The sequence below is a fragment of the Ureibacillus chungkukjangi genome (assembly GCF_003217295.1).
Classification (GTDB): Bacteria; Bacillota; Bacilli; order Bacillales_A; family Planococcaceae; genus Ureibacillus; species Ureibacillus chungkukjangi.
Genome location: NZ_QJTJ01000005.1, coordinates 157069 through 182843, shown reverse-complemented (window position 1 = coordinate 182843; position 25775 = coordinate 157069). Strand labels below are relative to the sequence as shown.

The 25775-nt window shown below is 36.6% G+C and carries 22 protein-coding genes; 6 read left to right on the top strand and 16 right to left on the bottom strand.

All coding sequences use genetic code 11. The features are described 5' to 3' along the window. Nucleotides 1–233: 233 nt before the first annotated feature. Both BJ095_RS06380 and BJ095_RS18985 read right to left on the bottom strand, forming a co-directional pair. A complete protein-coding gene (locus BJ095_RS06380; protein WP_107933464.1) occupies nt 234–659 on the bottom strand; it encodes an acyl-CoA thioesterase in 426 nt (141 codons plus the stop codon). An 864-nt stretch (nt 660–1523) separates the two neighbouring features. After that, entirely contained in the window at nt 1524–1667 is a 144-nt protein-coding gene (locus BJ095_RS18985) for a hypothetical protein (protein WP_181417977.1), read from the bottom strand. A gap of 258 nt (nt 1668–1925) precedes the next feature. Between BJ095_RS18985 and BJ095_RS06370 the strand changes: the two genes are divergently transcribed. Further along, nucleotides 1926–2300 (top strand): nucleotide excision repair endonuclease, encoded by a 375-nt coding sequence (locus tag BJ095_RS06370; protein ID WP_107933460.1) that lies wholly within the window; start codon nt 1926–1928, stop codon nt 2298–2300. A 50-nt stretch (nt 2301–2350) separates the two neighbouring features. On the opposite strand, the gene BJ095_RS06365 is transcribed toward BJ095_RS06370, so the two are convergent. From BJ095_RS06365 to BJ095_RS06355, 3 genes are all read right to left on the bottom strand, one after another. Beyond that, nucleotides 2351–2956, bottom strand: a complete 606-nt coding sequence (locus BJ095_RS06365; RefSeq protein WP_146223201.1) for a hypothetical protein — start codon at nt 2954–2956, stop codon at nt 2351–2353. Between the two features lie 89 nt (nt 2957–3045). Continuing rightward, nucleotides 3046–4491 carry a sodium/pantothenate symporter gene (gene panF / locus BJ095_RS06360; protein WP_181417979.1) on the bottom strand — a complete coding sequence of 482 codons (1446 nt, stop codon included), beginning with the start codon at nt 4489–4491 and terminating at the stop codon, nt 3046–3048. Then, nucleotides 4491–4754, bottom strand: a complete 264-nt coding sequence (locus tag BJ095_RS06355; protein WP_107933454.1) for a YhdT family protein — start codon at nt 4752–4754, stop codon at nt 4491–4493. The genes panF and BJ095_RS06355 overlap by 1 nt, the downstream gene beginning before the upstream one ends. Nucleotides 4755–5028: 274 nt before the next feature. On the opposite strand from BJ095_RS06355, the gene BJ095_RS06350 reads away from it, so the two are divergent. Then, nucleotides 5029–5493, top strand: a complete 465-nt coding sequence (locus tag BJ095_RS06350; RefSeq protein WP_107933452.1) for a hypothetical protein — start codon at nt 5029–5031, stop codon at nt 5491–5493. Then, the gene (locus tag BJ095_RS06345) at nt 5481–5774 is read left to right on the top strand and encodes a YxcD family protein (RefSeq protein ID WP_107933450.1); all 294 of its coding nucleotides are present in this window, start codon (nt 5481–5483) and stop codon (nt 5772–5774) included. Before BJ095_RS06350 ends, BJ095_RS06345 begins: the two co-directional genes overlap by 13 nt. A gap of 47 nt (nt 5775–5821) precedes the next feature. Here the strand turns inward: BJ095_RS06345 and BJ095_RS06340 are convergent, their stop codons facing one another. The 5 genes from BJ095_RS06340 to BJ095_RS06320 form a co-directional block, all read right to left on the bottom strand. Then, entirely contained in the window at nt 5822–6088 is a 267-nt protein-coding gene (locus BJ095_RS06340; RefSeq protein WP_107933448.1) for a hypothetical protein, read from the bottom strand. 180 nt (nt 6089–6268) lie between these two features. Continuing rightward, the gene (locus BJ095_RS06335) at nt 6269–8470 is read right to left on the bottom strand and encodes a 5'-nucleotidase C-terminal domain-containing protein (RefSeq protein WP_181417976.1); all 2202 of its coding nucleotides are present in this window, start codon (nt 8468–8470) and stop codon (nt 6269–6271) included. Between the two features lie 251 nt (nt 8471–8721). Further along, nucleotides 8722–11424 (bottom strand): aconitate hydratase AcnA, encoded by a 2703-nt coding sequence (acnA, locus tag BJ095_RS06330; RefSeq protein ID WP_181417975.1) that lies wholly within the window; start codon nt 11422–11424, stop codon nt 8722–8724. Between the two features lie 233 nt (nt 11425–11657). Then, nucleotides 11658–12245 (bottom strand): hypothetical protein, encoded by a 588-nt coding sequence (locus BJ095_RS06325; protein WP_107933446.1) that lies wholly within the window; start codon nt 12243–12245, stop codon nt 11658–11660. Beyond that, nucleotides 12246–13076: a DUF2785 domain-containing protein gene (locus BJ095_RS06320; RefSeq protein WP_107933444.1), complete on the bottom strand. Its 831-nt coding sequence runs from the start codon at nt 13074–13076 to the stop codon at nt 12246–12248. It abuts the gene before it with no gap. Nucleotides 13077–13267: 191 nt separating this feature from the next. On the opposite strand from BJ095_RS06320, the gene BJ095_RS06315 reads away from it, so the two are divergent. After that, nucleotides 13268–15190 carry a right-handed parallel beta-helix repeat-containing protein gene (locus tag BJ095_RS06315; RefSeq protein WP_107933442.1) on the top strand — a complete coding sequence of 641 codons (1923 nt, stop codon included), beginning with the start codon at nt 13268–13270 and terminating at the stop codon, nt 15188–15190. Between the two features lie 127 nt (nt 15191–15317). After that, a complete protein-coding gene (yfkAB, locus tag BJ095_RS06310) occupies nt 15318–16427 on the top strand; it encodes a radical SAM/CxCxxxxC motif protein YfkAB (RefSeq protein WP_107933440.1) in 1110 nt (369 codons plus the stop codon). Between the two features lie 149 nt (nt 16428–16576). On the opposite strand, the gene BJ095_RS06305 is transcribed toward yfkAB, so the two are convergent. Further along, a complete protein-coding gene (locus BJ095_RS06305; protein WP_107933439.1) occupies nt 16577–17839 on the bottom strand; it encodes a helix-turn-helix domain-containing protein in 1263 nt (420 codons plus the stop codon). 194 nt (nt 17840–18033) lie between these two features. On the opposite strand from BJ095_RS06305, the gene BJ095_RS06300 reads away from it, so the two are divergent. After that, a complete protein-coding gene (locus tag BJ095_RS06300; protein ID WP_107933437.1) occupies nt 18034–19422 on the top strand; it encodes an MFS transporter in 1389 nt (462 codons plus the stop codon). 481 nt (nt 19423–19903) lie between these two features. Here the strand turns inward: BJ095_RS06300 and leuD are convergent, their stop codons facing one another. The 5 genes from leuD to ilvC form a co-directional block, all read right to left on the bottom strand. Then, nucleotides 19904–20494: a 3-isopropylmalate dehydratase small subunit gene (gene leuD, locus BJ095_RS06295; RefSeq protein WP_107933435.1), complete on the bottom strand. Its 591-nt coding sequence runs from the start codon at nt 20492–20494 to the stop codon at nt 19904–19906. Between the two features lie 19 nt (nt 20495–20513). Continuing rightward, a complete protein-coding gene (gene leuC, locus BJ095_RS06290) occupies nt 20514–21923 on the bottom strand; it encodes a 3-isopropylmalate dehydratase large subunit (RefSeq protein WP_107933434.1) in 1410 nt (469 codons plus the stop codon). Between the two features lie 15 nt (nt 21924–21938). Continuing rightward, on the bottom strand, nt 21939–23036 hold the full coding sequence (gene leuB, locus BJ095_RS06285; RefSeq protein ID WP_107933432.1) for a 3-isopropylmalate dehydrogenase: 1098 nt from the start codon (nt 23034–23036) through the stop codon (nt 21939–21941). 174 nt (nt 23037–23210) lie between these two features. Then, a complete protein-coding gene (locus BJ095_RS06280) occupies nt 23211–24755 on the bottom strand; it encodes a 2-isopropylmalate synthase (protein ID WP_107933430.1) in 1545 nt (514 codons plus the stop codon). Next, the gene (ilvC, locus tag BJ095_RS06275; protein ID WP_107933429.1) at nt 24755–25768 is read right to left on the bottom strand and encodes a ketol-acid reductoisomerase; all 1014 of its coding nucleotides are present in this window, start codon (nt 25766–25768) and stop codon (nt 24755–24757) included. The genes BJ095_RS06280 and ilvC overlap by 1 nt, the downstream gene beginning before the upstream one ends. Between the last annotated feature and the right edge of the window lie 7 nt (nt 25769–25775).

The following is a 25775-nucleotide window of genomic DNA, read 5'->3' as shown; positions in this document are numbered from 1 at the left end:
CACCTTATGAAGTGCATCCTTAATCCAATTTGCTCTCGCGATGCAGTTCATCCACCTTATGAAGTGCATCCTTAATCCAATTTGCTCTCACCATGCAGTTCATCCACCTCATGAAATGCATCCACAAGCGAATATGCTCTCGCGATGCAGTTCATCGACTTCAATGTATGAAAACTAGCCGACCAACACATATAAAAAAGACTAGCAATAAATGCTAGCCTTGCGAAAAATTTTTATGCGTTATTGTGTGCGATTTCTAGATATTTTGCATCCCATTCCGGATCTACTTTGCCTAATGGATATGGGCGGAAGTTATCTTTTTTAACTAAAGTATGTAATGAAGTTGCTGTGGCTGCAACGGAACCATCCTCGTGCAAAATTTCGTAGCCGTAAACTGTTTTTAATTTCGTATGGGATTCTACCCATGTTTTCACGGTAGCCACCTGCCCATAACGCATGGCCTTTTTATATTGAATAGACAAATCTAATACTGGTGAAATATAGCCTTGCTCCTCTAGCCCCGCATAGTTAAACCCAGCATCCTTCACTAGCTGTGTTCGACCAATCTCCATCCACACCAGGTAATTCGAATGGTACACTACGCCCATCTGATCTGTTTCTGCATACCGAATCTCAATTTGTTTTTCACTAACAAACATTTCTCTCACCTCGTATTTATTATAACTTAATAATTTTTGAATAGTAGTATATTAACCTGATGAAGTTGGATTATAAACATGCTAAGAACATATTCAGCGCGTTTTTTATAAACAAAGAAAGTAGTGTAATGACTGAAAATTCACAAATCATATACCTATTACAATCAATATAATGATAAAATATATAGTGCAAAAACATTTAATAGAAAGGTGTGTACAGATGAGGTATTATTTTGATTTTCTTTTGGCAATATTATTAACTGCCCTATCTTACTTCATTGGAAGCTTTCTAATCAGCAATGGCCTATCCGTTTTTCTGGCACTTATAATTGGTATTTCTGTAGTCTCATTAGGCGCAATTACCGAGTCGCTAAGAGCCCCGATGTGGTTGATTATTCTAGTACCCTTCCCAGTAGGAATGGTATTGCTCTACTTATTATTGGATGAACCTCTTCTTACCTGGCTTATAACTTACTTTATAACACTCGCTATTTATACAATAATTCACGTTTTCATGAGCTTCATTTTTAAATTCCATTCTTTGATTCCGGCATGGAAATTATCAAATTAACGATTTTATAAAAGTGAAGTCCATTAGAGGTTCTTTTGAGTAGAGAAGTCATAAAAAGAAGAGAGATACTTTGAACAGGAATACGAAGTTTCAATTAGAGCTTGTCTCAATTTAAACCAACTATACTTTTAAGTACATTACTTTTTAATATGAATATGAACATCACAATCCTTATGTATAACAAAAATAGGATACACAATACTGCGTACCCTAAATGATTAAAAATAACTAATACAAGTGAAGAAGAATGGTGAAGCGACTGCGTATATAAACACAATCGCGACCGTTTTACCTTATCTCACAACTCGAAGAAAATAAGGTAATCTATGCCACTTTTCGTAGCCCTGTTTTAAAATCATGGCACCTTTTGATTTTTCCTCAGCAATTTTCTTTTGTAGTACTTCTTTGGTTGTTGTTCTGATTAATTTTGTATTCAAAATTTCTTCATTCCTTCCAGCTCCAGGTTTACCTTAATAATTACTTACCCTGAAAAACCAGATTACAATCATTACAAAAAAATTTTGAGTGTCGATTGCTCATCTTTCTGTAGGAGCTCTATTTTTCATTTATAACCGCTCTATTTGTTGTCAATAATAAATAGAGAGTAAAAACGATTGATTATTGTTTCCTTTATAGCAATTCATTGGTATTTGTGGTAGCATGGAAATCTATTCATAATAAGGACGTGAACTATTTTGATTAAAATTGAATTACCAAAACCAGATGTTATCATCTATCAGCGTGAACAAGTGTTAAAGGATGGAGATGTTCCGATTACACCTTACCATGGTTTTATTGATTTCCATAAAATCACTCGTGACAAAGGTGGATTTTTCCTATTCTATAACAAAGCAAATGAAGTACTATTTGTAGGCAAGGCTCGTAAAATTCGTCAACGCATCAAAAAACACTTCGAAGATACCGTTTCACCAATGAAAAACCATCGAAACGAAATTTATAAAATTGAAGTTTATGAAATTGATGATGCAATGGAACGTGAAATTTACGAAACATATGCGATTAACAGCCTTCGTGCTAAATATAACGTCGATAAAGTATTTTTCGAATAAAAAAAAGCTGATTGGGAGTTATTACTACCTCCTTCAATCAGCTTTTTTATTTAAAATTCTAAAAGTTGCCCTACTTGTTTAAAGTCCTCTAAAATTAAATCCTTATTTCTTATTACATCCGCAAACCATGGATCGATCGGTTTGGTGAATTGTTCCTCTAACTCTTCTTTTTGATTTAACGTAAAAACAAGATAGTCAATCATTTTCGTTCTTTGTTCATAAAACTTAACACGTTGGTGGAAATCTTTATTTACCTGAATGTTAAATAGTTCTCCAAGTCTAACAATCCCAGCATTAACGTGCTGCTCTGCATATAGAGATGAGCCCACAATTGCTAGTTTTTCGTTAAAGGTTAATGGCATTTGCTTGAAATATGTTTTCATTAACTCCCCTGTGTGCTTCGCAATTATCTCTAGTTTCTTTTTTTGGTCTTGAGATACAGTTTTTGTTTCTTCCACTACTGGGAGGATTGTGTAGGCGTCATCAAGTAGAGCTTTGGCTATGTCATAGCGTTCTTGATTATATGGTTCTCCTACACGTTCTAATATCGTTTCTGCAACAAACACTCTCTGTAAGTAGCCTGTCAGTAAAATGATTCCATTATATTGAGCTTTAATATCCTTTGCCATTTTTGAAACGACCCCTTTCTCCATCATTCATTACGGATCATTTCATCTAAGAAAGTCCTATCTGTATTACTAAGACCTTAACATACCTTAGAAGAAAACAAAATATTTAATTTATATCAAAATTTAGTTGGATTATAGCTAGATTTAGATTGTGTGCCTAAACTCACTAAAACAAATGTGATTAAGGATGCAATAATTGGAAGCGTTACTGTGTGCATCCCAAAAACGTTTGGAGCCAATCGATAAATGGCGATGTACATTACTAAACCGACAACCATCGATGAGATTGCACCGTACTTATTCGCTTTGCTCCAATAAAGACCAAATACTACTGCCCATAAAAATGCCGATTCTAAACCACCAAAGGCAAATAGATTGAGCATGATTAATAACTCTGGTGGATTCAATGAAAATAACACTACTGCAAGTCCAATAATTGTTGTAACCCAAAAGCTTCTATTTTTAATTTGCTTGTCTGTCGCCTGAGGGTTGATGAAATTAAGATAGACGTCTTTTACGACAGTAGAACTTACAAGCATAAGTAAAGCGTTTACCGTTGACATTATGGCTGCCATTGGAGCGGCTAGAACTATCCCAGCAAGAACAGGTGGTAGAACCTCTAAAGTCAGTGTCGGCATGACTTTGTCTGCAATTTCTATACCCGGTGTTACCGGACGAGCCAGTACTCCAATTAAGTGCATGCCAAACATGATTGTCCCTATACCAAATGTGCCAATAAGAATTGCTCGGTGTAAGCTTTTTGAATCCTTATAGCTCATAGCTCGAACTGCAATTTGAGGTAAACCGATAACACCTAGCCCTATCAAAATCCAGAAGGTAGATACATACAAAGGTGTAAGAGAGCCATCTGAACCAAAAGGTGATAGCATCTGAGGGTTTTCTTTTAAAAGAGAGCCCATAATATTATCAATTCCCCCACCTGCAAGAATTGTTCCAATTAATAATACGATTGTTCCGATAATCATGATTGTCCCTTGTAAGGCATCTGTTAAAGCGACTGCTCTAAAGCCGCCAATAACCACATAAACAAGTACAGTTACAGCAAAAATTAGTAAAGCCACCGTGTAATTTAAACCTGTTAGCGACTCAATAAGCCTTGCTCCCCCAACCCATTGTGCGGTCATCGAAGCAAATAGGAACACAATAATACTGATGGCGGAAATAAACACCACTATATTACTGTCATAGCGTTTTTTTAAGAAGTCGATAAGCGTAATTGCTTCATAACGACGTGAGATTATAGCGAATTTCTTACCAAGAATCATTAGTACAAAGTAACCTGCTGGAAGTTGTGCCATGGCTAGTAGCACCCACCCAAGCCCTAAATTATAGGAAACACCAGGACCTCCTATAAAGCTTGATGCACTTCCGTAAGTTGCCATCATTGTCATAGCAAGCAGGAAGCCACCCATTTCACGGCCACCTAAGAAGTATTCCTGTAGAAACGAGCTTGAATTACGCACCTGTTTGTTTGCCCAAAAGCCTATTGCAAAAATAATGATTAAAAAGACAAAAAGAGGAATTATAACTTGCCAATGAATCATGCTTTATCCTCCTCGTCATGGAATGAGACGTCCTTGAAAAGGACTTTGATCGCTATCCAAATTAAAATAATCATAAAAATCGTACCGGCAATACAGCTATAAAAAAACCATGCCGGGAATCCCCAAATGAAATCATATTCTTTCGGGTCGCCTTCACCTAATCCGTAAGCAAATCCAAACCAAATAGCAAAATTTATGATAACAAGAGCTACGCCTATTAAGGCTTCTCGATTTGCAATTTTAAAACGTGCATCCTTCAATGTATTCATTCCTTTCAATAATTTGATGCTAGATATATTTACTTTTCTATCATACTTTTTCATCTACAAAAATGGAAGAATTACTATTAGTTGGTCTATATTAGAATAATTGACCTTGTATAGAATAAGTACAGATGATTCAAAATATATCGAATAAACTTCTCGGATTACTATTCGATGTCAAATATTTTTTATATTATTTATATTTTGATATAATTGTAGAGTAAAAGCACAATCAGAATTTGTGTTTATAAGGATGGAGGAAATATAGTAAATGAAAAAGCTTTCTGCAATTTTTATTGCCATCACTTTAGCGTTCTCAAGTGTTGGTACAGTTATCCCTTTTTTAGACCATGTAGAAACGGCCGAAGCAAAGTCGTACAAATCAGGTAAAAAAAGCTATAACACTAACCCAGGAACAAATAATAATGTTCAAAATAATGATTCTGGTACAAATTCAACTGTTAATAAATCAAATACAACAACAAATAACAAATCAACTGCTACACAATCTAAAGGTGGATTTTCTAGTGGTGGTCTGATGAAAGGCCTATTTATCGGGGGTCTAGCTGGATTACTCTTCGGTAGTCTTTTCTCTGATATGGGACTTATCGGGAATATTTTAGGCTTTGCCATCAATGCAGCTGCCATTATTTTAATCGTATTCATTTGTATGAAAATTTATCAAATGATGAAACGTAAAAATAATAAAGAGGTAACGGACAGTTGGAAAAAATAACATTATCTGAACAAGAGGTTATCAATGCACTGTGTTATTTCCATGCAAAATTTAAAAAAGTTCAGCCAACCGATGTTGAAGTGGAGTTAATGTATGATGATATGGCAGGTTTTACTGCAGAAGCTTATTTGAATGGTCAAATGGACTTTTATAACACAGTAAACTTTATCACTGCGATACGACTTTATCTTGATGAGAAATTAAATCGAGATTCCATTTCGGCTAGAATTATGCTTGAACTTCATGATGATGCAGGAATTATTGCCAATATTGAATGGTAAAAAAAGAGGTATCACAGCTAGTGTGGTACCTCTCTTTATGTTTAAATTTATAATTCTGATTTGTCGAGGTTTATTGTTTTCATAACCTTTGTACGTCGGTCCTTCAAATGATAATATTTGATATTACCATTGATCAGTTCAACAAAAAACTCAATCTCTGCATGCTTATAGATTGGCCACTGCGCAAGCGCTAATAGGCCCTGTGGTGGAGGAACTTGTTCTAAACAATCTAAGATTCTAGGATTATTGAAGTTTAAGTAAAAATAATGCCCCTCACGAAACTTCGCTAAAATACTATATCTATTATTATCCATAATTCCTCCTGTAAGTATTTAGACTAAGCCTATATGATAATTACTATTTTATTAATTGTAAGTAATTATTTCAACTAAAACTTATAAATTTTTACAAGATTATTATAAATAGAGTTATTCTCAATGAAAAAGACCCAATATACAACTAAGCTAGTTGTATATCGGATCCTTTACGTCCAATTATTTTGCTACGTCTACAATACGCCCTTCAACTGTAGGTGTGATTGTACCGATTGATTCTAAATGCTCTTTGAAGTTTTCCCAGTCAGAAAGACCTAAGTCAGTCATACGCCCTTCTCCATAAGCTTTTTCAAGAGCTTTAAATCCGTCTCCACCTTTACCAGTGAATGCGTTAGTTGCGATTGTATACGTTTTAGCATCTTCTACCAGTACTTCTTTACCAGATGCATCAGTGTAAGAAATACTTACAACACGTTCTCCAGCGGGCTTAGAAGAGTCAAATTGAACTTTTACTCCCTTAGATACGTGTAAGAATCCACCGTTTTCGTTTGGATATACACCAACACTTGTTTCAAACGTCTCTTTTAACTCAGTTCCAGTAACATCCATAATCGCTAGTGTGTTCATGAATGGAAGTACTTTGATAACTTCCTCAACTGTGATAGCGCCAGCATCGATTGAAGCACGGATACCTCCACCATTTTGCACGGCCATGATTACTTCTTTGTCAGTAAATTGCTGAGCTTTTGTAACCATTCCATCAGTAATTAAGTTACCTAAAGCCGTTTCATTTTTGCGAACACTTAGTTGTTCAGTATTACCTTCATCAGTTATACGAGGGCTTACTAAAGCTTCAGATGCTGTTGCTTTGATTTCAGCTCCCCCAACCTTAGTAACTTGCTCCTTATAAGGCTTTAACAGTTCAAGTGCACCTTGATCATCAGCATATTTACCTAAATCAAGTAATCCACCTTTATATGCTACAACGACACCTTTGTCATTAAATGTTACATCAAGTGTTCCTAAGAAGTCACTTGCATTTTTAGCTTGAACGATTAATGTAGTATCTTTAGCAACACCTGTTGTATTAGCATTTACAACATATGGCGCTTTCAATTCTGTATGAGAGTGACCACCGATAATTACGTCAATTCCATTAACAGATTGAGCTAAGATAATATCGTTATCAATTGCTGGATTATCATCAAAACCTAAGTGAGATAGCGCAATAATTTTATCTACGCCTTTATCTTCGAAGGCTTTAACAGCTTTTTCAGCTTCTTCAATGTAGTTTTTGAAAGCAATACTTCCAGGTGAAGAAATATCAGCAGTTTCGGCAGTCGTTAAGCCAAAGATTCCTACCTTCTCACCGTTTATTTCTTTAATAATACCGTTATAAATCTTACCGTTTTCAGGCTCACTAGAGATTAAGTCTGAGAACAATCCAGTGAATTTCGCATCTGCAGAGAAATCAACGTTTGAGCTAACAAATGGGAAATCAGCTATTTTGATGAAGTCTACTAATGCTTGATGTCCTTCAGGTGTAGAACCAGCATCAAACTCATGGTTACCAAATGTCATTGCATCGTATTTCATGTAGTTCATGAATGCGATATCTGCTTGACCTTTAAGTTCATTGTAGTAAAGAGTTCCTGTATTTGCATCTCCTGCATCCAGTAATAATGCATCTGGATTTTTAGTACGGAATTCCTTAACAGCTGTTGCACGCTTAGGCGCCTTTTCAACAGCACTATGTGTATCGTTACTATGCATAATTGATAAATTAAATGTTGAATCATATACTTCTAATGCACGGTAAAGGAATGAAGCAGCTTGTCCACGAGTTACATTGTTACCAGGATCGAAAGTTGTATCCGTAGTACCGACAGTGATACCAAAGTCATATAAAGCTTTAATTTGTTCTTCATATAACGTTACATCTTTAAATGGTAGTGCTTCACTATTTTTTGGAACTAGTTTTAGAGCAGATGCAATCATTACTGCTAAATGCGCACGCGAAATTTTTTCGTTAGGTTTAAAAGTATTATCTTCATAACCATTAATATATTTTGCTTCTTTTAAAGCAGCAATAGCAGCATAATGATCGTGTGATTTAGAAACATCTGTAAACCCAGGATCTTTAGGGTTTTCTGTTTTTAAATTAAGAATATTAGCTAAAATTGTTGCAACTTGTCCACGAGTAACATGGCTTCGTGATTTGTATGTACCATCTGGATAGCCGTTAATAATACCTAAGTCTGCTAACTTTAAAATAGATTCATAGTGGGAGTCAGAAGATGTTACATCCGTAAATGGACCTGCAGCTTGAGTTTGTAATGGTGTAACCATCACAACAGATGAAGCTAATGCTGCAGTTGTTGCTGAAGCGATAAAGATTTTGCTACTTTTCGAAAATTTCATTTAAATAAAACCTCCAACAAAATATATTTTTTTAAAATTATGAAATGATATAATTTTATTATAGTTTAAACTATCTGAATCTAAAAATCTATTAATTTTCTGTAAATTGATGTAAGAATTTATAAAATTATTGAAAATGAAGTCGGTTCTAGCCTAAAAATAGAAAATACTAGCAAAATTAACCTAGGACCAATAGACACAAAAAAACCGATAAGTTCAAATGAACTTATCGGTTATTTATTTACAAATAATTATTCAGCAGCTTTTTGACGAAGTACCATTTGTAGGATACCACCATGACGGTAGTAGTCTACTTCTACTTCTGAGTCGAAACGAGCAAGAGCTTTGAACTCTTTAACAGTACCGTCTTCAGCTTTAGCAGTTACAGTTAAGATATCACGTGGTTTTACATTATCAGTAAGGTTTACTGAGATTTCTTCTTTACCAGTTAATCCTAATGTATCAGCACTTTCACCTGGTAAGTATTGAAGTGGTAATACACCCATCATTACAAGGTTTGAACGGTGAATACGCTCGTAGCTTTGTGCGATAACTGTTTTAATTCCTAATAAGAATGTACCTTTTGCAGCCCAGTCACGAGAAGATCCCATACCATAGTCGTTACCAGCTAATACTACTAAGCCAGTACCTTGTTCTTGATATTTCATAGCTGCATCGTAAATGTACTCAACTTCACCTGTTGGCCAGTAAGTAGTGAATCCACCTTCTGTACCAGGAGCAACTTGGTTACGGATACGGATGTTAGCGAATGTACCGCGCATCATAACTTCGTGGTTACCACGACGAGAACCATAAGAGTTAAAATCACGAATAGCTACACCATTTTCTTGTAAGTATTTACCTGCTGGTGTATCTTTACCAATCGCACCTGCTGGTGAAATATGGTCAGTAGTAATAGAGTCACCAAATTTAGCGATTACGCGTAATCCTGCAAGAGTTTGGATTGCGCCTGGCTCTTTAGAAAGACCAGTGAAGAATGGTGGGTTTTGAATGTAAGTTGATTTGTCATCAAATGTGTATAAAGACTCAGTTGATGTTTCAATTGCATTCCATTTTTCGTTAGCTGTGAATACTGTTTCATATTCTTTTTGGAATAATTCACGAGTTACAACTTTGTTTAATACAGTATTTACTTCTTCAGTTGAAGGCCAGATGTCCGCGAAGAATACTTCGTTACCATCTTTGTCAGTACCGATTGCATCTTTTTGTAGGTCGATATCAACTGTACCAGCTAATGCATAAGCAACAACAAGTGGTGGTGATGCTAAGTAGTTAGCTTTTACAAGTGGATGTACACGACCTTCGAAGTTACGGTTACCAGAAAGTACTGAAGTTACAAATAAGTCTTTTTCTTTAATAGCATCTTCGATTTCTGGAAGTAATGGACCAGAGTTACCGATACATGTTGTACAACCATAACCTACAGTGTTGAAGCCAATTTGGTCAAGGTAAGATTGTAAACCTGACTCTTCTAAGTAACCAGTTACTACTTTAGAACCTGGTGCTAAAGAAGTTTTAACCCATGATGGTGGTTGGATACCTTTTTCAACTGCTTTTTTCGCAACTAAACCAGCTGCTAAAAGAACATATGGGTTAGATGTGTTTGTACAAGAAGTGATTGCAGCAATAGCTACTGCACCTGTTGGCATTTCCACATCGCCATCTGCAAATTTAACTGTAGCTTTTTTATCGAATTCATCTTCTGTTAAACCAAAGCCTTGTACGCCCATTGGAGCAGTTACTGCTTCATGGTAGCGAGCTTTCATATCTGTAAGAGGAATTAAATCTTGTGGACGTTTTGGACCAGAAAGGTTTGGTTGGATGTCCTCTAATTTAATTTCTAATACATCAGTGTAAACAGGCTCTAATGATGGATCGAAGAATAAGTTGTTAGCTTTTAAGTAAGCTTCAACTACTGCGATGTGCTCTTCGTCACGACCAGTTAAACGCATATAGTTTAAAGATTCTTCGTCAATAGCGAAGTAACCACATGTTGCACCATATTCAGGAGCCATGTTTGAAATTGTTGCACGGTCAGCTAATGGTAATTTAGACACACCAGGACCGAAGAACTCAACGAATTTACCTACTACGCCGCGTTGACGTAATACTTGAGTTACTTTTAATGATAAGTCCATCGCAGTTGCACCGTTTGGAAGATCACCAGTTAATTTAACACCGATTACTTCTGGAATTGGGAAGTATGACGCTTGACCAAGCATACCTGCTTCAGCTTCGATACCACCTACACCCCATCCAAGTACACCGATACCGTTAATCATTGTTGTATGTGAGTCAGTACCTACTACTGAGTCTGGGAATGTTTCAAAAGTGCCATCAACGTTTTCTTTAACGTGAACTACTGGCGCTAAATATTCTAAGTTAACTTGGTGTACGATACCAGTTGCTGGAGGAACAGCACGGAAGTTATCGTAAGCAGTTTGAGCCCATTTTAAGAAGTTGTAACGTTCTGCGTTACGCTCGAACTCAAGGTCCATGTTAGCTTGTAATGCAGCTGCATTACCGTATTTGTCAACCTGTACTGAGTGGTCAATTACAAGGTCAACTGGAATTGCTGGGTTGATTTTATCAGGATTTCCACCTAATTCTTTCATAGCTGAACGTAAAGAAGCTAAGTCTACTACTACTGGCACACCTGTGAAGTCTTGTAATACTACACGTGATGGTTTGAAAGGTACTTCACCTTCTGCGTCAGCACCAGCACCAAATTTCGCTAAGTTGTTTACGTGCTCTTCTTTAATAACATAGTCATCAAATTGACGTAATACTGATTCTAATAATACTTTAATTGAGTAAGGTAGGCGTGATACGTTTGCTACGCCAGCTTCTTCAATTGCAGCAAGACGGTAAAAGTTGTATGTTTTACCATTCACTTCAAATGAAGAACGGCTATTGTGTAAGTTAATTGCCATTATTGTACTCCCCCTATTTAATATTGAAAGGCTTGCAAAGCTTTTCTCCATAAATCATCATAAACGATTTATATACATAAGTAAATTACATTAAAATTATCTTTTGTGATAAGTTATTTTTATGACCTAGCCATTTACTATGCAAATAGTATTATAGCTTACTTTTCTAAAATAAAAAACCATCTATTCAAGATTTCTTGCTATTCGTCCTTATCAATTATGGACAATTAGTATCAGATTGATAACTCATTAAGTAAAGAATTATTTTCATCTAATACCTTTATTAAAAATTTTTTGGAATCAGTTAATTCTGACAAATCTATGTACCAGATTTCATATCCTGCCACATTTAATCTATCTAATACTTCTTTTGATAAGGAAGTTAATGGTATTCGTTTTGTTCCCTTTCCATTAACTGTAACTTCTACTTCTCCACCCGGCTTTATAAGTCCAAATAATACTTCACTATCAGAATAAGCGGTAGCTATTTTATTTTCGTCTAATACCTTTGGTAATGGTGATGAGGTACGACTTCCTAAACTCCAGCCTTTAAAATTTTTAGTTACTACTTGCGTCCCAAAATTCCCACTATTATATAAGAAGAAATATCTTACCTCCTTCTCACTTCGTGGTCCTTCAATCCATTCATAATTACTATCTTGAGGTAGTGCTTCTTCTGGAGAAGATTTTCCATCTCCTGAAAAGTGAACTGAAACGAAATTATAGCCTACAGCTAAGCCTATAACGATAACTGTGAAAATTAATACACGAGTGAATCTCCCTCTCACACTATCACCTGCCGCTTTCTTCACCCTACTCATCTATTGTTTCATCCATTTAGCTATAAATAGTGAAACTATCCCCATAATTTCTGGTGATTTTTTAGAAAACTTTAATGTGAAGTATAAAGTTTTCATAAAATGAAGAGTATTTGTTCTTGCTGCAAAATACTCTGGTGTATATCCAACTTCCATTAAATAGAACTGCAGTTTATCAAATACCTGTTCAATCCATTCAATTAGAACTTCTTCCGGGAAATCTTTTGCTATTAAATTTTCGAAAACAGTTACTAGACGTTCTTCTTCGTCATCAACAAATACGGTTCCATTCCAAAAGCTTTTCTTTATTCCCTGTAAAATTACAGGAGCAAATCGAACATTAAAAGAAGGATGCGAGATAATTGCACTCGACAGGTCAGCTCCGTGCGCAATACTGTGTGCCCAACCTTTTTCACCAACAAAACCGCGCACATCGTTTTCCCTACCTAAATAATGTGAGCTTGTCTCTAAAATGCATGTAGCATCCTCTTCGTTTAAAAATCGAAGCTGTCTATCTACATTGAGAAGGTTACTTAACCAAAGGGCTGAAAAAGAACGCGTGAATACAGTATCAGTATCACGTTCACCGATGGAAAGAAATAGATAGTCTTCCCCTTTTAGTAATGATGCTATATGAGCCATTTGTTCATGTGAATATAATTGACTAGCTAGTAGCTCGACGAATAAACGGTAATTTAATTTATCACGCATTTCATCTTCTGGATAACCAATATGTTTGATCATTTCCGCAATCAGTTGATCAGCATTTTCATTCATATATGCTTGTCTTTCAAGCTCGTTCATATTTAGTAGCTTCGTTAATGTAGCTTTCAACAAAATATCCTCCTAAAAAATCAAATAAAGTTAATTGTAACCCTCTATTTGGCATTTAGCAAAAAAAGAAAATTAGGATTTCAGAAAAAATATTATCCATTTTTTTCAAAGATTTGTAAAAATACGATTAAGATTTCGCTTTTTTACTGAGAATAGAAGTATTGATTTTCAAATGGAGGAGGTACCCATTAGTGACTATTTATCGATTATTTTCAAGACTTTTTACTAAAGCAAAAACAATTCAAAAGATTATACAGCATTCAAAAGCAGGAAACTTTATACAACTAAAACCAAAGCTATATAAAGAATCGATTCATTTAGATAAAAACATGGTTCTTGCTGGAGATATACATGATGAAACGATTATAGAGGGACTAATCATTATTCCAAAAAATGTATCTGTCACATTGCAAAACTTAACGATTTCCCCTACTGCACAAATGTATATTGAAGGTGAAGCTGTTCTTCAAAATTGTCATTTCAAGGGCGGAAAAAATGATATTCATGTAACGGTGGATGGTGGAAAACTCAACGCCTATCATTGCAATTTTGAGCATGCAAGGGATATGGCACTCTCCATCATTAATAATAGTAAGGTGATTTTCGAAAATTGTAATTTTGACCATAACGGTAAAACTCAAATTCTAGCCGAATCATCTCAAGTCTATATCGAAAAATGCGAGTTCTCTTATGCAAAGCATGGATTATGTATTAGAAATGGCTCCTTTGTACAATCGCGAAATGTTCATTTCCATCATCATACAAGTGCGCAAATTGTTGTAGAGGATTCACGCTTTATCGATCACGAAAGCGTAATTGAACATGGCGATGGTATGGGGATCCATATCTATCATGAAGGAGATGCTTCGATTCAATCTACCGTCCTTCAATACAATACTCAAACACAAATTTGCGTACAAAGAGCTCTTTTAACAGCTCGATACTGTTCCATTCAACAAGGTAAGGATGCAGGAATATCGATTACACAAAATTCAGAAGCCCAAACCTTCCATTGTGAAATTGCTCAAAATAAGAAATCCAATGTCGTTGTTACAAAGGATTCAAAGATGAATATTGAGTTTTGTAAAATTCATAATGGAGAAAATATCGGTATTCAAATTTGCGATAACTCTATTGTTAATGTTTTCGAAACCATGATAAAAGGACATCGCTCCTCTCAAGTAACTATTGCAAACAAATCGATTTGTTCCATGAAAAAATGCGAGGTTTCAGGCGGCTATCATGTTGGGATTTGTATTGAAGACAATAGTAATTGTTCGATTGTTGAATGTGAAGTTACTCATAATGCAAATTCAGCAATCACTTTATTTAAATCAGAGCTATCGATTTTCAAGTCGACTTTAACCCAAAATGTCGGAAATGGCATATTAGCAATGTCCGAGTCAAAGGTAGAGGTAGATATGTGTAAGTTTTATGATAATGAGATGCCTCATATCGCTTGTAAATCAAATGTTGAAATCTACATTATTCAAAGCAAGCTTTTTAACGGAAAAAGCTTATTTATTGTAAATGAATGTGAACTGACTGCAATAGATTGTCAATTTTACGATAGCCTGAATGTACAAATCGAAATTTGCGACCTATCCAATGCTCGATTTGAAAACTGTCAGATTTATAACGGAAAGTCCTACGGTGTTAAAGTATTACGAAATTCAAGCTTGTATTTATTTGATAGTCAAATTTTCAATCATGAGCTTTCTCAAATGGTGGTAAATGATAGCTCGGTCATTTTAAAAAACAGTGAATTATTTGATGGAAATCGTAATGCCCTCTATATTCAAAACCATAGTGAAGTATTTCTTACGGATTGTTTTATCTCAAAGCATGCCCAGCATCAGCTATGGATAGATTTTGAATCAACTGTTGAATTAAAGAGCGTGCAGGTAACTGATGGTACACTCTCCGACATTTTTGCACAAAATCAATCATCCGTTTATGTTTCAGATAGCGTAATCAGAAACAATAAATCTCGCTTTAATGTGCAGGCAGTTAATTTTTCTAACATCGAAATTAGTAAAACTATAGTTGAAAATATATACGGAGATGTCTATTACAGTGAAAATCATAGCTTTATAAAGCAATTAGATACTTGAATTTTCCTGCTAGAAAAGAATACCTATTATCCCCGTTAACAGTTAAATCTTCTAAATATAGCGAAATTAGTTTTCTAATGGTCTGAGTTATGAGAAAATGTAGTTTTGGAAAGGAAGATCAATAACTATGAAAACATTAGAAAAGATTACGACTAAGTTCGATCCTTGGGAAGCTTATTTAGATGTAGAGCAATTCGGGAAATTAACACTTTCAAATATTGAATTTACAACAACAACTTTATGTAATATGAGATGTGCACATTGTGCGGTAGGGTATACACTGCAAACCAAAGATCCAACTGCACTTCCAATAGAGCTAATTTTAAAACGATTAGACGAAATTCCAAATTTAAGAACATTAAGTATCACGGGTGGCGAACCGATGCTTAGTAAAAAGTCGGTTGCAAACTATGTAAAACCTATTTTGCAATATGCCCATGAACGTGGCGTTCGAACGCAAATGAATTCAAATTTAACAGTTGACGGGGAACGATACTTTGAAATAGCACCTTATCTTGATGTACTTCACATTTCACATAACTGGGGAACGATTGAAGAATTCGTAGAAACAGGTTTTGCTATGATGGAACGAAAGCCTACATTCGACCAAAGAGCTGCCCTTTTCGATCGTATGATAGAAAACTCTCGTATGCTTTCAGAGCAAGGGGTTATGGTATCTGCTGAAACGATGTTGAATAAGAAAACGATTCCTTATATCGAACATATCCATCACCAAATCGTTCATGAAATGAAATGTGCTCGTCATGAAGTGCATCCTATGTATCCATCTGATTTTGCATCAAGTCTTACTTCCCTATCTTTGGAGGAAACTCGAGCTGCAATTAATCATTTACTAGACATTCGCGATAAGAATACTTGGATGCTGTTTGGAACACTTCCCTTCTACCCATGTAGCCCAAGTGAAGAAGATCAAGCATTATTAACGCGTTTACAAAACGCAAAAAATGTCACATTACGAAATGATCCTGATGGTCGTTCAAGGCTGAACGTTAATATTTTTAATGGGGATGTCATCGTAACAGACTTTGGTGATACACCCGCACTTGGTAACATCCAAAAAGATTCACTACCAGATGTTTTCGACAAATGGTTAGCAACAGATTTAGCGAAATCACTAAATTGTCATTGTCCTGCAGTTAAATGCTTAGGACCAAATGTATTAGTGAAAAATATGTATTATAAGGATTCAGAGTTTATAAGTGGCTCAGTTAAATAAAAACAACTCGGCCAATAAAAAAAGGGGGTCCAGTATAGTAAATCTGGATACCCTTTTCATTTTCTTGTTCATGCAACTTTAGTTACTATAGTGGTTACTGCAAATTATCTTCTGCCCTCTATCATATATTCGCCACAATAAGTCTTTCCCTACTTACCCCTTTTACCATATCGTATTTTTTCATAAGCCTCTTGAATAAATTTTTTGTATATCGAGTTTGGAAATTCTGCTACACCATGATAGGCAAATAGGATTTCACTCTTTGCAGCTTCCTTATCGCCAAGCTCATAGAAGCAAAGGGCACGTACAGCAAAGCAGCGATACATTATAGATAAATCAACAGGATGATGTATATAATCTGGAATAGTAATTGACTGACTTGTTTCTAAAGCTTTTTGGTAGTTGCCAATTGCCCAATATGAATAAGTCTCTTCCATCTGATATAAAATCGGTGCATCCTCAACATCGTCTGGACCATATCTTTTCGTTATTATATATTTGCTAAAGCTCGGCACTTTTTTATAATCTTTTTCAATTAGGTTCGTATAATGCCCATAGGCAAATGCCAGACCGCTGATAGCCACTTTATCTTCGGTAAATTCTGCATGTTGCGTTAATTTTGTTAAGTAATATTTACTTTTTACCTCATCTGCTTGACCTATTGCCTGGATGAAAGTAAATCGATAAAAATCATCTAATCGATAATATATTCTATTTTTATGGGCAATTTCTAATGCCAGGTTAAGATGCTCCTGTGTTTTTGCTGTATTATCAATCGCTGCATAAAGAACCGTTAACAAATAATGCAGATCCAACAAAGCAATATGATCGATTAAATGTTTATACGGCTCAATTCTTTGTTCAGCCTCCAGTACGAATTCGAGCGCAATATTATAGTCATTTTGCTGAAAGGCATCTCCTGCTAAAAAACTATAGCAATCTATAATTCGACTATAAGCATGAATTTTTTCATAATAAGTAATCACATCAAACATTGTTACTTCTTCTTGTTCATAATTTAAAAAAGCAGACAAACGAATATAGAAATCCAACAATCTTATCTCTTCGTATGTCTTCCCTGTCAAATCAGATTTTTTTGCAGAAAGCTTTTTGTAAATAGCGTCAACCTTCTCGTTTTCTTTTATTTGATGTAGATAATAGACAGATTTAAATAATGTTTCGATTTCTAAAAGTAGCTCTCGGAGTTCTTCAATATTGCCATCATCAAGTAAGGCAGAAACCTCCACTCCAACTCTTTCGGCTATATATCTTAAACTCTCCATAGACGGCTGTGCCTTGCCATTTTCTATCAAGCTGAGCATCCCTTTAGTCAAACGATCCCCAGCAAGCTCTGCTAATGTCATCTTCTTTTGTTTCCTTAATTGTTTAATTCGTTCCCCAAGTGAATTCATATAACTATCCCGCCTTTTCACAACAAAAATCAGAATAATCAGCCTGTTTTAAGTTTCGTTAAACAAATAGTAACCTAAATTTCTGTTTTTTACAAATAAGTTAAATTAAATTAAACTTTTGTGTTGCCTTTTTCCAAAGAGTGGAATATTATGAGTTTAATAAAATTAAACATTCGTTAAAAGGGGATGGTTTTATGTCAGAGGCATTAAAGCAAAGGCGGGCTACCTATCATTTATATACTTTCTTAATAAGTAAAATGATTTCTTCACTAGGTTCCACTGTATATGGATTTGGAATGAGCATGTTTATCTTATCAATAACAGGGTCTGCCCTGAGCTTTGCAGCAAATTTAATTTTTTCAATTATTCCGCGTGTTCTACTTTCACCGATTGCGGGGATCCTTGTCGACCGTCTTCCTAAAAAGCTGGTGGTACTCGTAGGTCAAGGTGGTTCAATTTTATCTATCACCGGGTTACTCACATATACACTGTTATTTGATTTATCAATAACTGCAATATACATCACAACTGTTTTCTATACAATTAGCAGCACTTTCTCATCGATTGCTTTCTCTGCATCAATCGCTAATTTAGTCGATCAAGAAAGACTTCAAAAAGCAATGTCCTTTAACCAAATGTCCATGTCCATTTCTGGCATTGGAGGACCAATTGTTGGAGGGATGCTGTTTGGATTTGTATCAATGGAAATGTTTTTATTCATAAATATCATTTCCTATTCCCTTGCATTTCTATTGGAATCAACGATGAACTTCAAATTATATTCTAGTAAAAATGAAAGCACGAAAAAAGAAGAGTCTATGCTACAAAGCTTCAAGGAAGGAATCATTTATTTAAAAACAAAGCCTGTTATCTCACGTCTACTTATCGTTATTCTTTGGATAAATTTATTTTTCACATCGGTTAGTGTTGGAAGCAATTTCATACTAGTAGAAGTATTGAAGATGGAGTATTCTTTGATCGGCTTTGTTGAAGCAGCTGCAGCGATTGGAATGCTGCTTATGTCAATTTACTTTGCGAGCAGGTCAAACGTGAAGTATCCCCTGCAATTTTCAAAACGTACTATTTTAGGGTTATCGGTTCTTGTAGGAACATTGTCCATCCCACTTATTTTCAACTTTTCAGGCACATTGCTATTTGTCTATTTTCTAGCTAATATGTTCTTTTTCGGCTGCTTTAGCGTTCTAACGAATACACCAATTGGAGTCATGCTACAGAAGGAAGTGGATGAAAACTATCGAGGAAGAATCTTTGGAATTATTGAAATGATGGCTATGGGCTTAATGCCTCTTGGGTCATTAGTTTTCGGAATCCTTTATGATATTGTCCCGGCACAAATTATATTGCTTTCGTGCAGTATTTTACTCGTGATTATTACATTAACTTTACTCCCTTATTCATTGATTAAAATGGCATATCCTGAAATAGAGGAAGATAAAAATTATGAAAAACCTGCGTCAGATAAAAATTTAGAGATGCTGGCAAAAAAGCAATTAATGAATGAATATCGCGATCATATCGAAAAACAAAAACAGCTATCCAATCCAACAACACTCCGGTTTTAGAAAGTGGAGTGTTTGGGTGGGGGGAATAGGCGGGGAGCGGCTTTGCTACAGTTGAACAGTTGTCTGCTCTGGATTGGGGTAATGCGGATCGCTTTGCTCGCTTTCAAGCTCCTACCAACTTCGGATTGGGGTAATCTCGTTCGCTTTGCTCCCTTTCAAACTCCTACCAACTCCAGATTGGGGTAATGCGAGCCGTTTTGCTACCTTTCAAACTCCTACCAACTCCAGATTGGGGTAATGCGAGCCGTTTTGCTACCTTTGAAACTCCTACCCGCTCTAGATTGGGTTAATCCCATTCGCTTTGCCACCTTTCAACCAGGTAGCGACTCCGAATCGGCTTAACCCGGTCCACTTTGCTTCCTTTCAAGCAACTTCACTATTCCAGATTGGCTTAAAATACGTTAAATGACTATAGCTAAACCTTCCCCACTAATATAAAAAGTCGATTCACTCTAAAAAGAATGAATCGACTTTTATATGTTTAGAAAGCTACTCTTTTGTCTTCATAGGCTTTGATGTAATCTTCATATTGGAATGTTAATGAAATCTCATCCCAGCCATTTAGCAGCATTTGCTTGTAGTAAGGATCGATGTTAAAGCTATAAACCTTACCATCTGAACCCACAACCGTCTGAGCCTCTAAATTAACCTCTACTGAATAAGGGCTTGCCAAACCTTTGGCTAAAATTTCATCACATTCTATTTCTGTCAATCTAATAGGAAGAATGCCATTTTTGAAACAGTTGTTATGGAAAATGTCTGCAAAGCTTGGTGCAATTACTACACGGAATCCATAGTCTAAAATTGCCCACGGTGCATGCTCACGAGATGATCCACAACCAAAGTTATCTTGTGCAACCAGTATTTGTGAGCCTTGATATTCAGGTTTATTTAAAACGAAATCTGAATTTTCATTTCCTTGTGCATCAAAACGCCAATGATGGAATAAAAAACGCCCGAAGCCAGTTCGTTCAATTCGTTTTAAAAATTCCTTTGAAATAATTTGGTCTGTATCGACATTTTTTCGATCTAACGGTGTAATGATACTATTTACGATATTAATAGGTTCCATATTCCCCACTCCTAACCTCTTATACTACTTGCGTTACATATTTGCGTACGTCAACAAAGTGACCTTCAATTGCTGCAGCTGCTGCCATTGCAGGACTAACTAAATGTGTACGAGCTCCTGCACCTTGACGTCCCTCGAAGTTACGATTAGATGTGGAAGCACAGCGTTCCCCAAAAGGAATGATATCCTCATTCATACCTAAACAGGCTGAGCAACCTGATTCACGCCATTCAAAGCCAGCGTCGAGGAAGATTTTGTGTAAGCCCTCTTTTTCTGCAGCTGCTTTTGTAGAATAAGAGCCCGGTACCACAATAGCGTTCACACCAGGGGCTACTTTTTTACCTTCTATGATATTTGCTGCTGTACGTAAATCAGATAGACGAGAATTTGTACAGGAGCCAATAAATACATGCTGTATTTCAATTGAGGAGATTGGTTGACCTTCTTCTAATCCCATATAAGTAAGAGCTTTGTTTAGTGCGGATTTGTCAGATTCCGAAGTATAATCAGCAGATGTGGGTACTGTTTTGGATACACCTGTTCCCATTGAAGGATTTGTACCCCATGTTACGAATGGCTCGATTTCTTCTGCATTAATTTCCAAAACAACATCATAAGTACAATCAGTATCTGAAGCTAAGCTTAACCAATAATTAGCTGCTTCATCAAAGCTTTCTGCACTTGGAGCAAAACGGCGTTCACGAAGGAATTCTACTGTTGTTTGGTCTGGAGAAATAAGTCCAGCTTTTGCACCAGCTTCAATAGACATATTACAAATCGTCATACGTTCTTCCATCGAAAGGTTACGGATAGCCTCGCCTGTATATTCAACGATATGACCTGTACCTACCCCAATGCCCCATTTTGCAATAATTGCTAGGATTATGTCTTTTGCTGCAACACCGATACCTAACTGTCCATTTACACGTATTTCCATTGTCGGTGGCTTGGATTGCCATAATGTTTGAGTAGATAACACGTGCTCAACCTCTGAAGTTCCAATACCAAATGCTAGCGCTCCAAAAGCACCATGGGTTGATGTATGGGAGTCTCCACAAACAATTGTTTTTCCTGGCTGTGTCAAGCCTAGCTCAGGGCCAATTACGTGAACAATACCTTGATCTGGATGACCAATATCAGCAAGCTGAATACCAAATTCTTTGGCATTATCTGCTAGGGTCATAATTTGTTTTTTTGCAATCGGATCGTTAATTGTCGGCAGGTTTTTTGTAGGCACATTATGATCCATTGTTGCAAAACAAAGATCAGGACGACGAACTTTGCGTCCAGCTAAACGTAAGCCTTCAAACGCCTGTGGAGATGTGACTTCATGAATTAAATGAAGATCGATATAAAGTAAATCCGGTTTTCCAGCCTCTTGATATACAACGTGTGAATCCCAAATTTTTTCTACAATATTTTTTGCCATTATCTTCACCAATCCTTAAATATATGATTCCATAATACTATCTGCAACAAAACTAGTATCGATCTCAGCGATAACTTTATCTGTCCATTCATCAGTTGTTAGCGCACGACTTTGATCCTTCACTAAATCTGCCGTGAAGTAGCCATCGTTAAATACACTACTAACTGCGCGTTCAATTTCTGCGGCTTCCTCTTGAAGATTGAAGGAATAACGAAGCATCATGGCAACCGAAAGAATTGTTGCCGCTGGATTTGCAATGCCTTCACCTGCTATTTCAGGAGCAGAACCATGAACTGGCTCATATAAACCGAAATTATCACTACGTATAGAAGCTGATGGTAATACCCCAAGAGAACCCGTAATGACAGAGGCCTCATCACTTAAAATATCTCCAAACATATTATCTGTTACTACTACATCATAGTGTGCTGGATTTGTAATTAGCTTCATGGCAACAGAGTCTACTAAATTATGTTCTACAATAACCTCAGGATATTGCACCTTCTTCTCCTCGACAATTTGACGCCATAGTCTTGACGTCTCTAGCACGTTTGCTTTGTCAACAGAGCAAAGCTTGCCTTTACGAAGTTTTGCAAGTATAAAAGCATTGTCAACGATGCGTTCAATCTCTTCACGAGTATAGATATTTAAATCGCTTGCTTCTACTTCTGAACGATTCTTTTCTCCGAAATAGATTCCACCTGTTAGTTCACGTACAATCATCAAATCAACATTTTCTGCTACTTCGCGTTTTAACGGAGAGGCATCAAGTAGGCTTGGGAATGCTTTAACTGGTCGGAGATTGGCAAATAAGTCAAAGGTTTTACGAATTCGAAGCAAACCTTTTTCTGGACGTAGCTCAGCAGGGTTGTTATCCCATTTGGGTCCTCCAACTGCGCCTAATAAAACTGCATCACTTTCCCTACACATCTCAATCGTTTCAATAGGAAGTGGGTCCTGGAACTGATCAATTGCCGCTCCACCAATTGCAGCATATCCTAACTGGAAATCATGCTTGTAACGTTTTGCGATAACTTGTAAAACTCTAATTGCCGCTGCAACCACTTCTGGTCCAATGCCATCCCCAGGAAGTACTGTAATTTTCTTTTCCACCTGCAAAAACACCTTTCTATACTGTTTTACGCTAAAGCGTACGTTTAAAGAAATGCCATCAAAGTTTGTCTTTGATGGCTTTTTCTTGTTGATTTGAATTACAAAAAAGAAAATGCTATTACATTAAGCCTCTATAATCTTATCGAAAGTTCAGTTATCTAGTAATAGAACAATTTAAACCTCAGCAGTTTCCTTGCTGCGAATACTATCTTGGATTAAATGACGATTAATAGCATTTAAATAGGCTTTTGCTGTTGCTTCAAGAACATCCTGAGAAGCATCGCGCCCAGTTGATGTATAGCCGTTATATCGTAAATTTACAAGTGCATCTCCTAAAGCATCTCTACCTTTTCCTACCGATTTCACACGGAAGTCAAGTATATTTACCGTAGCATTCACTAATTGCTCCAGTGTATTAAATATCGCTTCCACAGAACCTGACCCTGTAGCAGCTAGAGTTTTTACCTCTCCTTCTGGTGTAACGACAGATGCAGTAGCTGTTGGAATGTTTTCAGTTCCATAAGAAACCTGAACTGATTTCAATTCAAATAACGGAACATCCTCTATTAATACTTGCTGTTCTGTTAGGAGCGTCATTAAGTCTTCTTCTGTAATTACTTTTTTTCGGTCAGCCAGTTTTTTAAACTCCTGGAAAGCTTTATTTAATTTATCATCTGACAAGTCAAAGCCCATTTTTTCCGCACGATCACGGAATGCAGCACGTCCAGAGTGCTTACCTAAAACTAAAGGAACCTCTCCCTCACCAACTAATTCTGGCGAGATGATCTCGTAGGTTTCTTTATTTTTCAATACACCATCCTGGTGAATTCCTGATTCATGTGCAAAGGCATTTTTACCAACTACTGCTTTATTTGGCTGAATAACAACTCCAGTTAAACGACTAACCAATTGAGAAGTTCGTTTAATTTCCTTTAAGTTCAAGCCTGTTTCAACCTGGTAAAGGTCGTTTCGAATATGCATTGCAACACCGATCTCTTCAAGTGAGGCATTACCTGCACGTTCACCAATACCATTGATGGTACATTCCACCTGGTCAGCACCATTTTGAATTGCTGCAATCGAGTTAGCTACAGCCATACCAAGGTCATCATGGCAATGAGCCGAAAATTTCACATTATCAGCCCCGCGGACGTTTTCACGCAAGAATTTGAAAAGCTCTCCATACTCTTGTGGTGATGCATAGCCTACTGTATCTGGAACATTAATAGTCGTAGCTCCAGCCTCGATTACCTTTTCAATAATTCGAGCTAAGAAGTCACGGTCTGAGCGGAAACCATCTTCAGCAGACCATTGAACAAGTGGGAAGAATTTTTTCGCATATTTAACTGTTTCTACCGCTTGTTCAAGAACTTGATCTGGCGACTTCTTTAATTTGTATTCCATATGAATGGGACTTGTTGCTAGAAAAACATGAATATGCGGCTGTTCAGCAACCTTAATAGCTTCCCACGTTGTATCAATATCACTTTTTACACAGCGAGCAAGACCAGTAACAATTGAATTCTTAACAGTTCTTGCAATTTTGTTTACTGCCTCGAAATCGCCAGGACTTGAAGCAGGAAAACCTGCTTCAATAATGCTTACTCCTAGACGTTCTAGCTGCTTAGCGATTTCGATTTTTTCTGCAGTATTCAAATTAATACCTGCGGACTGTTCTCCATCACGAAGTGTTGTATCGAAAATGTCAATTTTGCGCACTACTTAATCACCACTTGTTTCTTGCCTTCATTAATAAATGGCATCATTTCACGTAATTTAGAGCCAACCTCTTCAATTTGGTGTTCTGCACCAGCTTTTTTGTATGCATTGTAGCGAGGGCGGCCAGTTTCGTTTTCTTTAATCCAGTCTTTCGCAAAAGTACCGTCTTGGATATCAGTTAATACTTCCTTCATGCGAGCTTTTACTGACCCATCAATGATACGAGGTCCAGTTACATAATCTCCCCATTCAGCAGTATCTGAAACTGAATAACGCATTGTTTCCATACCACCTTCATAGATAAGGTCAACGATTAACTTTAATTCATGTAAAGTTTCAAAATAAGCTAACTCAGGCTGATATCCAGCCTCAACCAGAGTTTCGAAGCCAGCTTTGATTAATTCGGTTGTTCCTCCACAAAGTACAGCTTGCTCACCGAAAAGATCCGTTTCAGTTTCTTCTTTAAATGTCGTTTCTAACATACCAGCACGAGCAGCACCAACACCCTTACCATAAGCTAAAGCTAGTTCACGTGCTTCACCAGTAGCATTTTGATAGATTGCAAATAATGCCGGAACACCTGCACCTTGAACAAATGTACGACGTACTAAGTGACCCGGACCTTTTGGTGCTACTAAGAATACGTCAATGTCAGCTGGTGGCACAATTTGACCAAAGTTAATATTAAAGCCATGTGCGAACATTAATGCTTTACCTGGTTCTAAGTATGGTGCAATTTCAGCCTCATAAACTTGTTTTTGTCGCTCATCTGGAAGAAGGATTTGAATGATATCAGCTTCAGCTGCTGCTTCAGCAACAGTTTTAACCTCTAATCCATCTTCACGCGCTTGGTCGAAGGATTTACCAGGACGTACCCCTACTACTACATCGAATCCAGAATCCTTCAGGTTTTGTGCATGGGCATGACCTTGAGAGCCGTAGCCGATGATTGCGATTTTCTTTCCTTTTAATGGAGCCTCATTGATTTCGTTTTGATAGTACATTTTTGTCATTTTCTTT

Excerpts from the sequence above, each read along its gene's own strand:
- leuC (WP_107933434.1), bottom strand. The coding sequence starts at position 21,923 with ATGGCAAAAAATATTGTAGAAAAAATTTGGGATTCACACGTTGTATAT.
- BJ095_RS06380 (WP_107933464.1), bottom strand. The coding sequence starts at position 659 with ATGTTTGTTAGTGAAAAACAAATTGAGATTCGGTATGCAGAAACAGAT.
- BJ095_RS06365 (WP_146223201.1), bottom strand. The coding sequence starts at position 2,956 with ATGATGGAGAAAGGGGTCGTTTCAAAAATGGCAAAGGATATTAAAGCT.
- ilvC (WP_107933429.1), bottom strand. The coding sequence starts at position 25,768 with ATGACAAAAATGTACTATCAAAACGAAATCAATGAGGCTCCATTAAAA.
- BJ095_RS06340 (WP_107933448.1), bottom strand. The coding sequence starts at position 6,088 with ATGGATAATAATAGATATAGTATTTTAGCGAAGTTTCGTGAGGGGCAT.
- BJ095_RS06300 (WP_107933437.1), top strand. The coding sequence starts at position 18,034 with ATGTCAGAGGCATTAAAGCAAAGGCGGGCTACCTATCATTTATATACT.
- leuD (WP_107933435.1), bottom strand. The coding sequence starts at position 20,494 with ATGGAACCTATTAATATCGTAAATAGTATCATTACACCGTTAGATCGA.
- yfkAB (WP_107933440.1), top strand. The coding sequence starts at position 15,318 with ATGAAAACATTAGAAAAGATTACGACTAAGTTCGATCCTTGGGAAGCT.
- acnA (WP_181417975.1), bottom strand. The coding sequence starts at position 11,424 with ATGGCAATTAACTTACACAATAGCCGTTCTTCATTTGAAGTGAATGGT.
- BJ095_RS06325 (WP_107933446.1), bottom strand. The coding sequence starts at position 12,245 with ATGAGTAGGGTGAAGAAAGCGGCAGGTGATAGTGTGAGAGGGAGATTC.
- BJ095_RS06350 (WP_107933452.1), top strand. The coding sequence starts at position 5,029 with ATGAAAAAGCTTTCTGCAATTTTTATTGCCATCACTTTAGCGTTCTCA.
- BJ095_RS06305 (WP_107933439.1), bottom strand. The coding sequence starts at position 17,839 with ATGAATTCACTTGGGGAACGAATTAAACAATTAAGGAAACAAAAGAAG.
- BJ095_RS06335 (WP_181417976.1), bottom strand. The coding sequence starts at position 8,470 with ATGAAATTTTCGAAAAGTAGCAAAATCTTTATCGCTTCAGCAACAACT.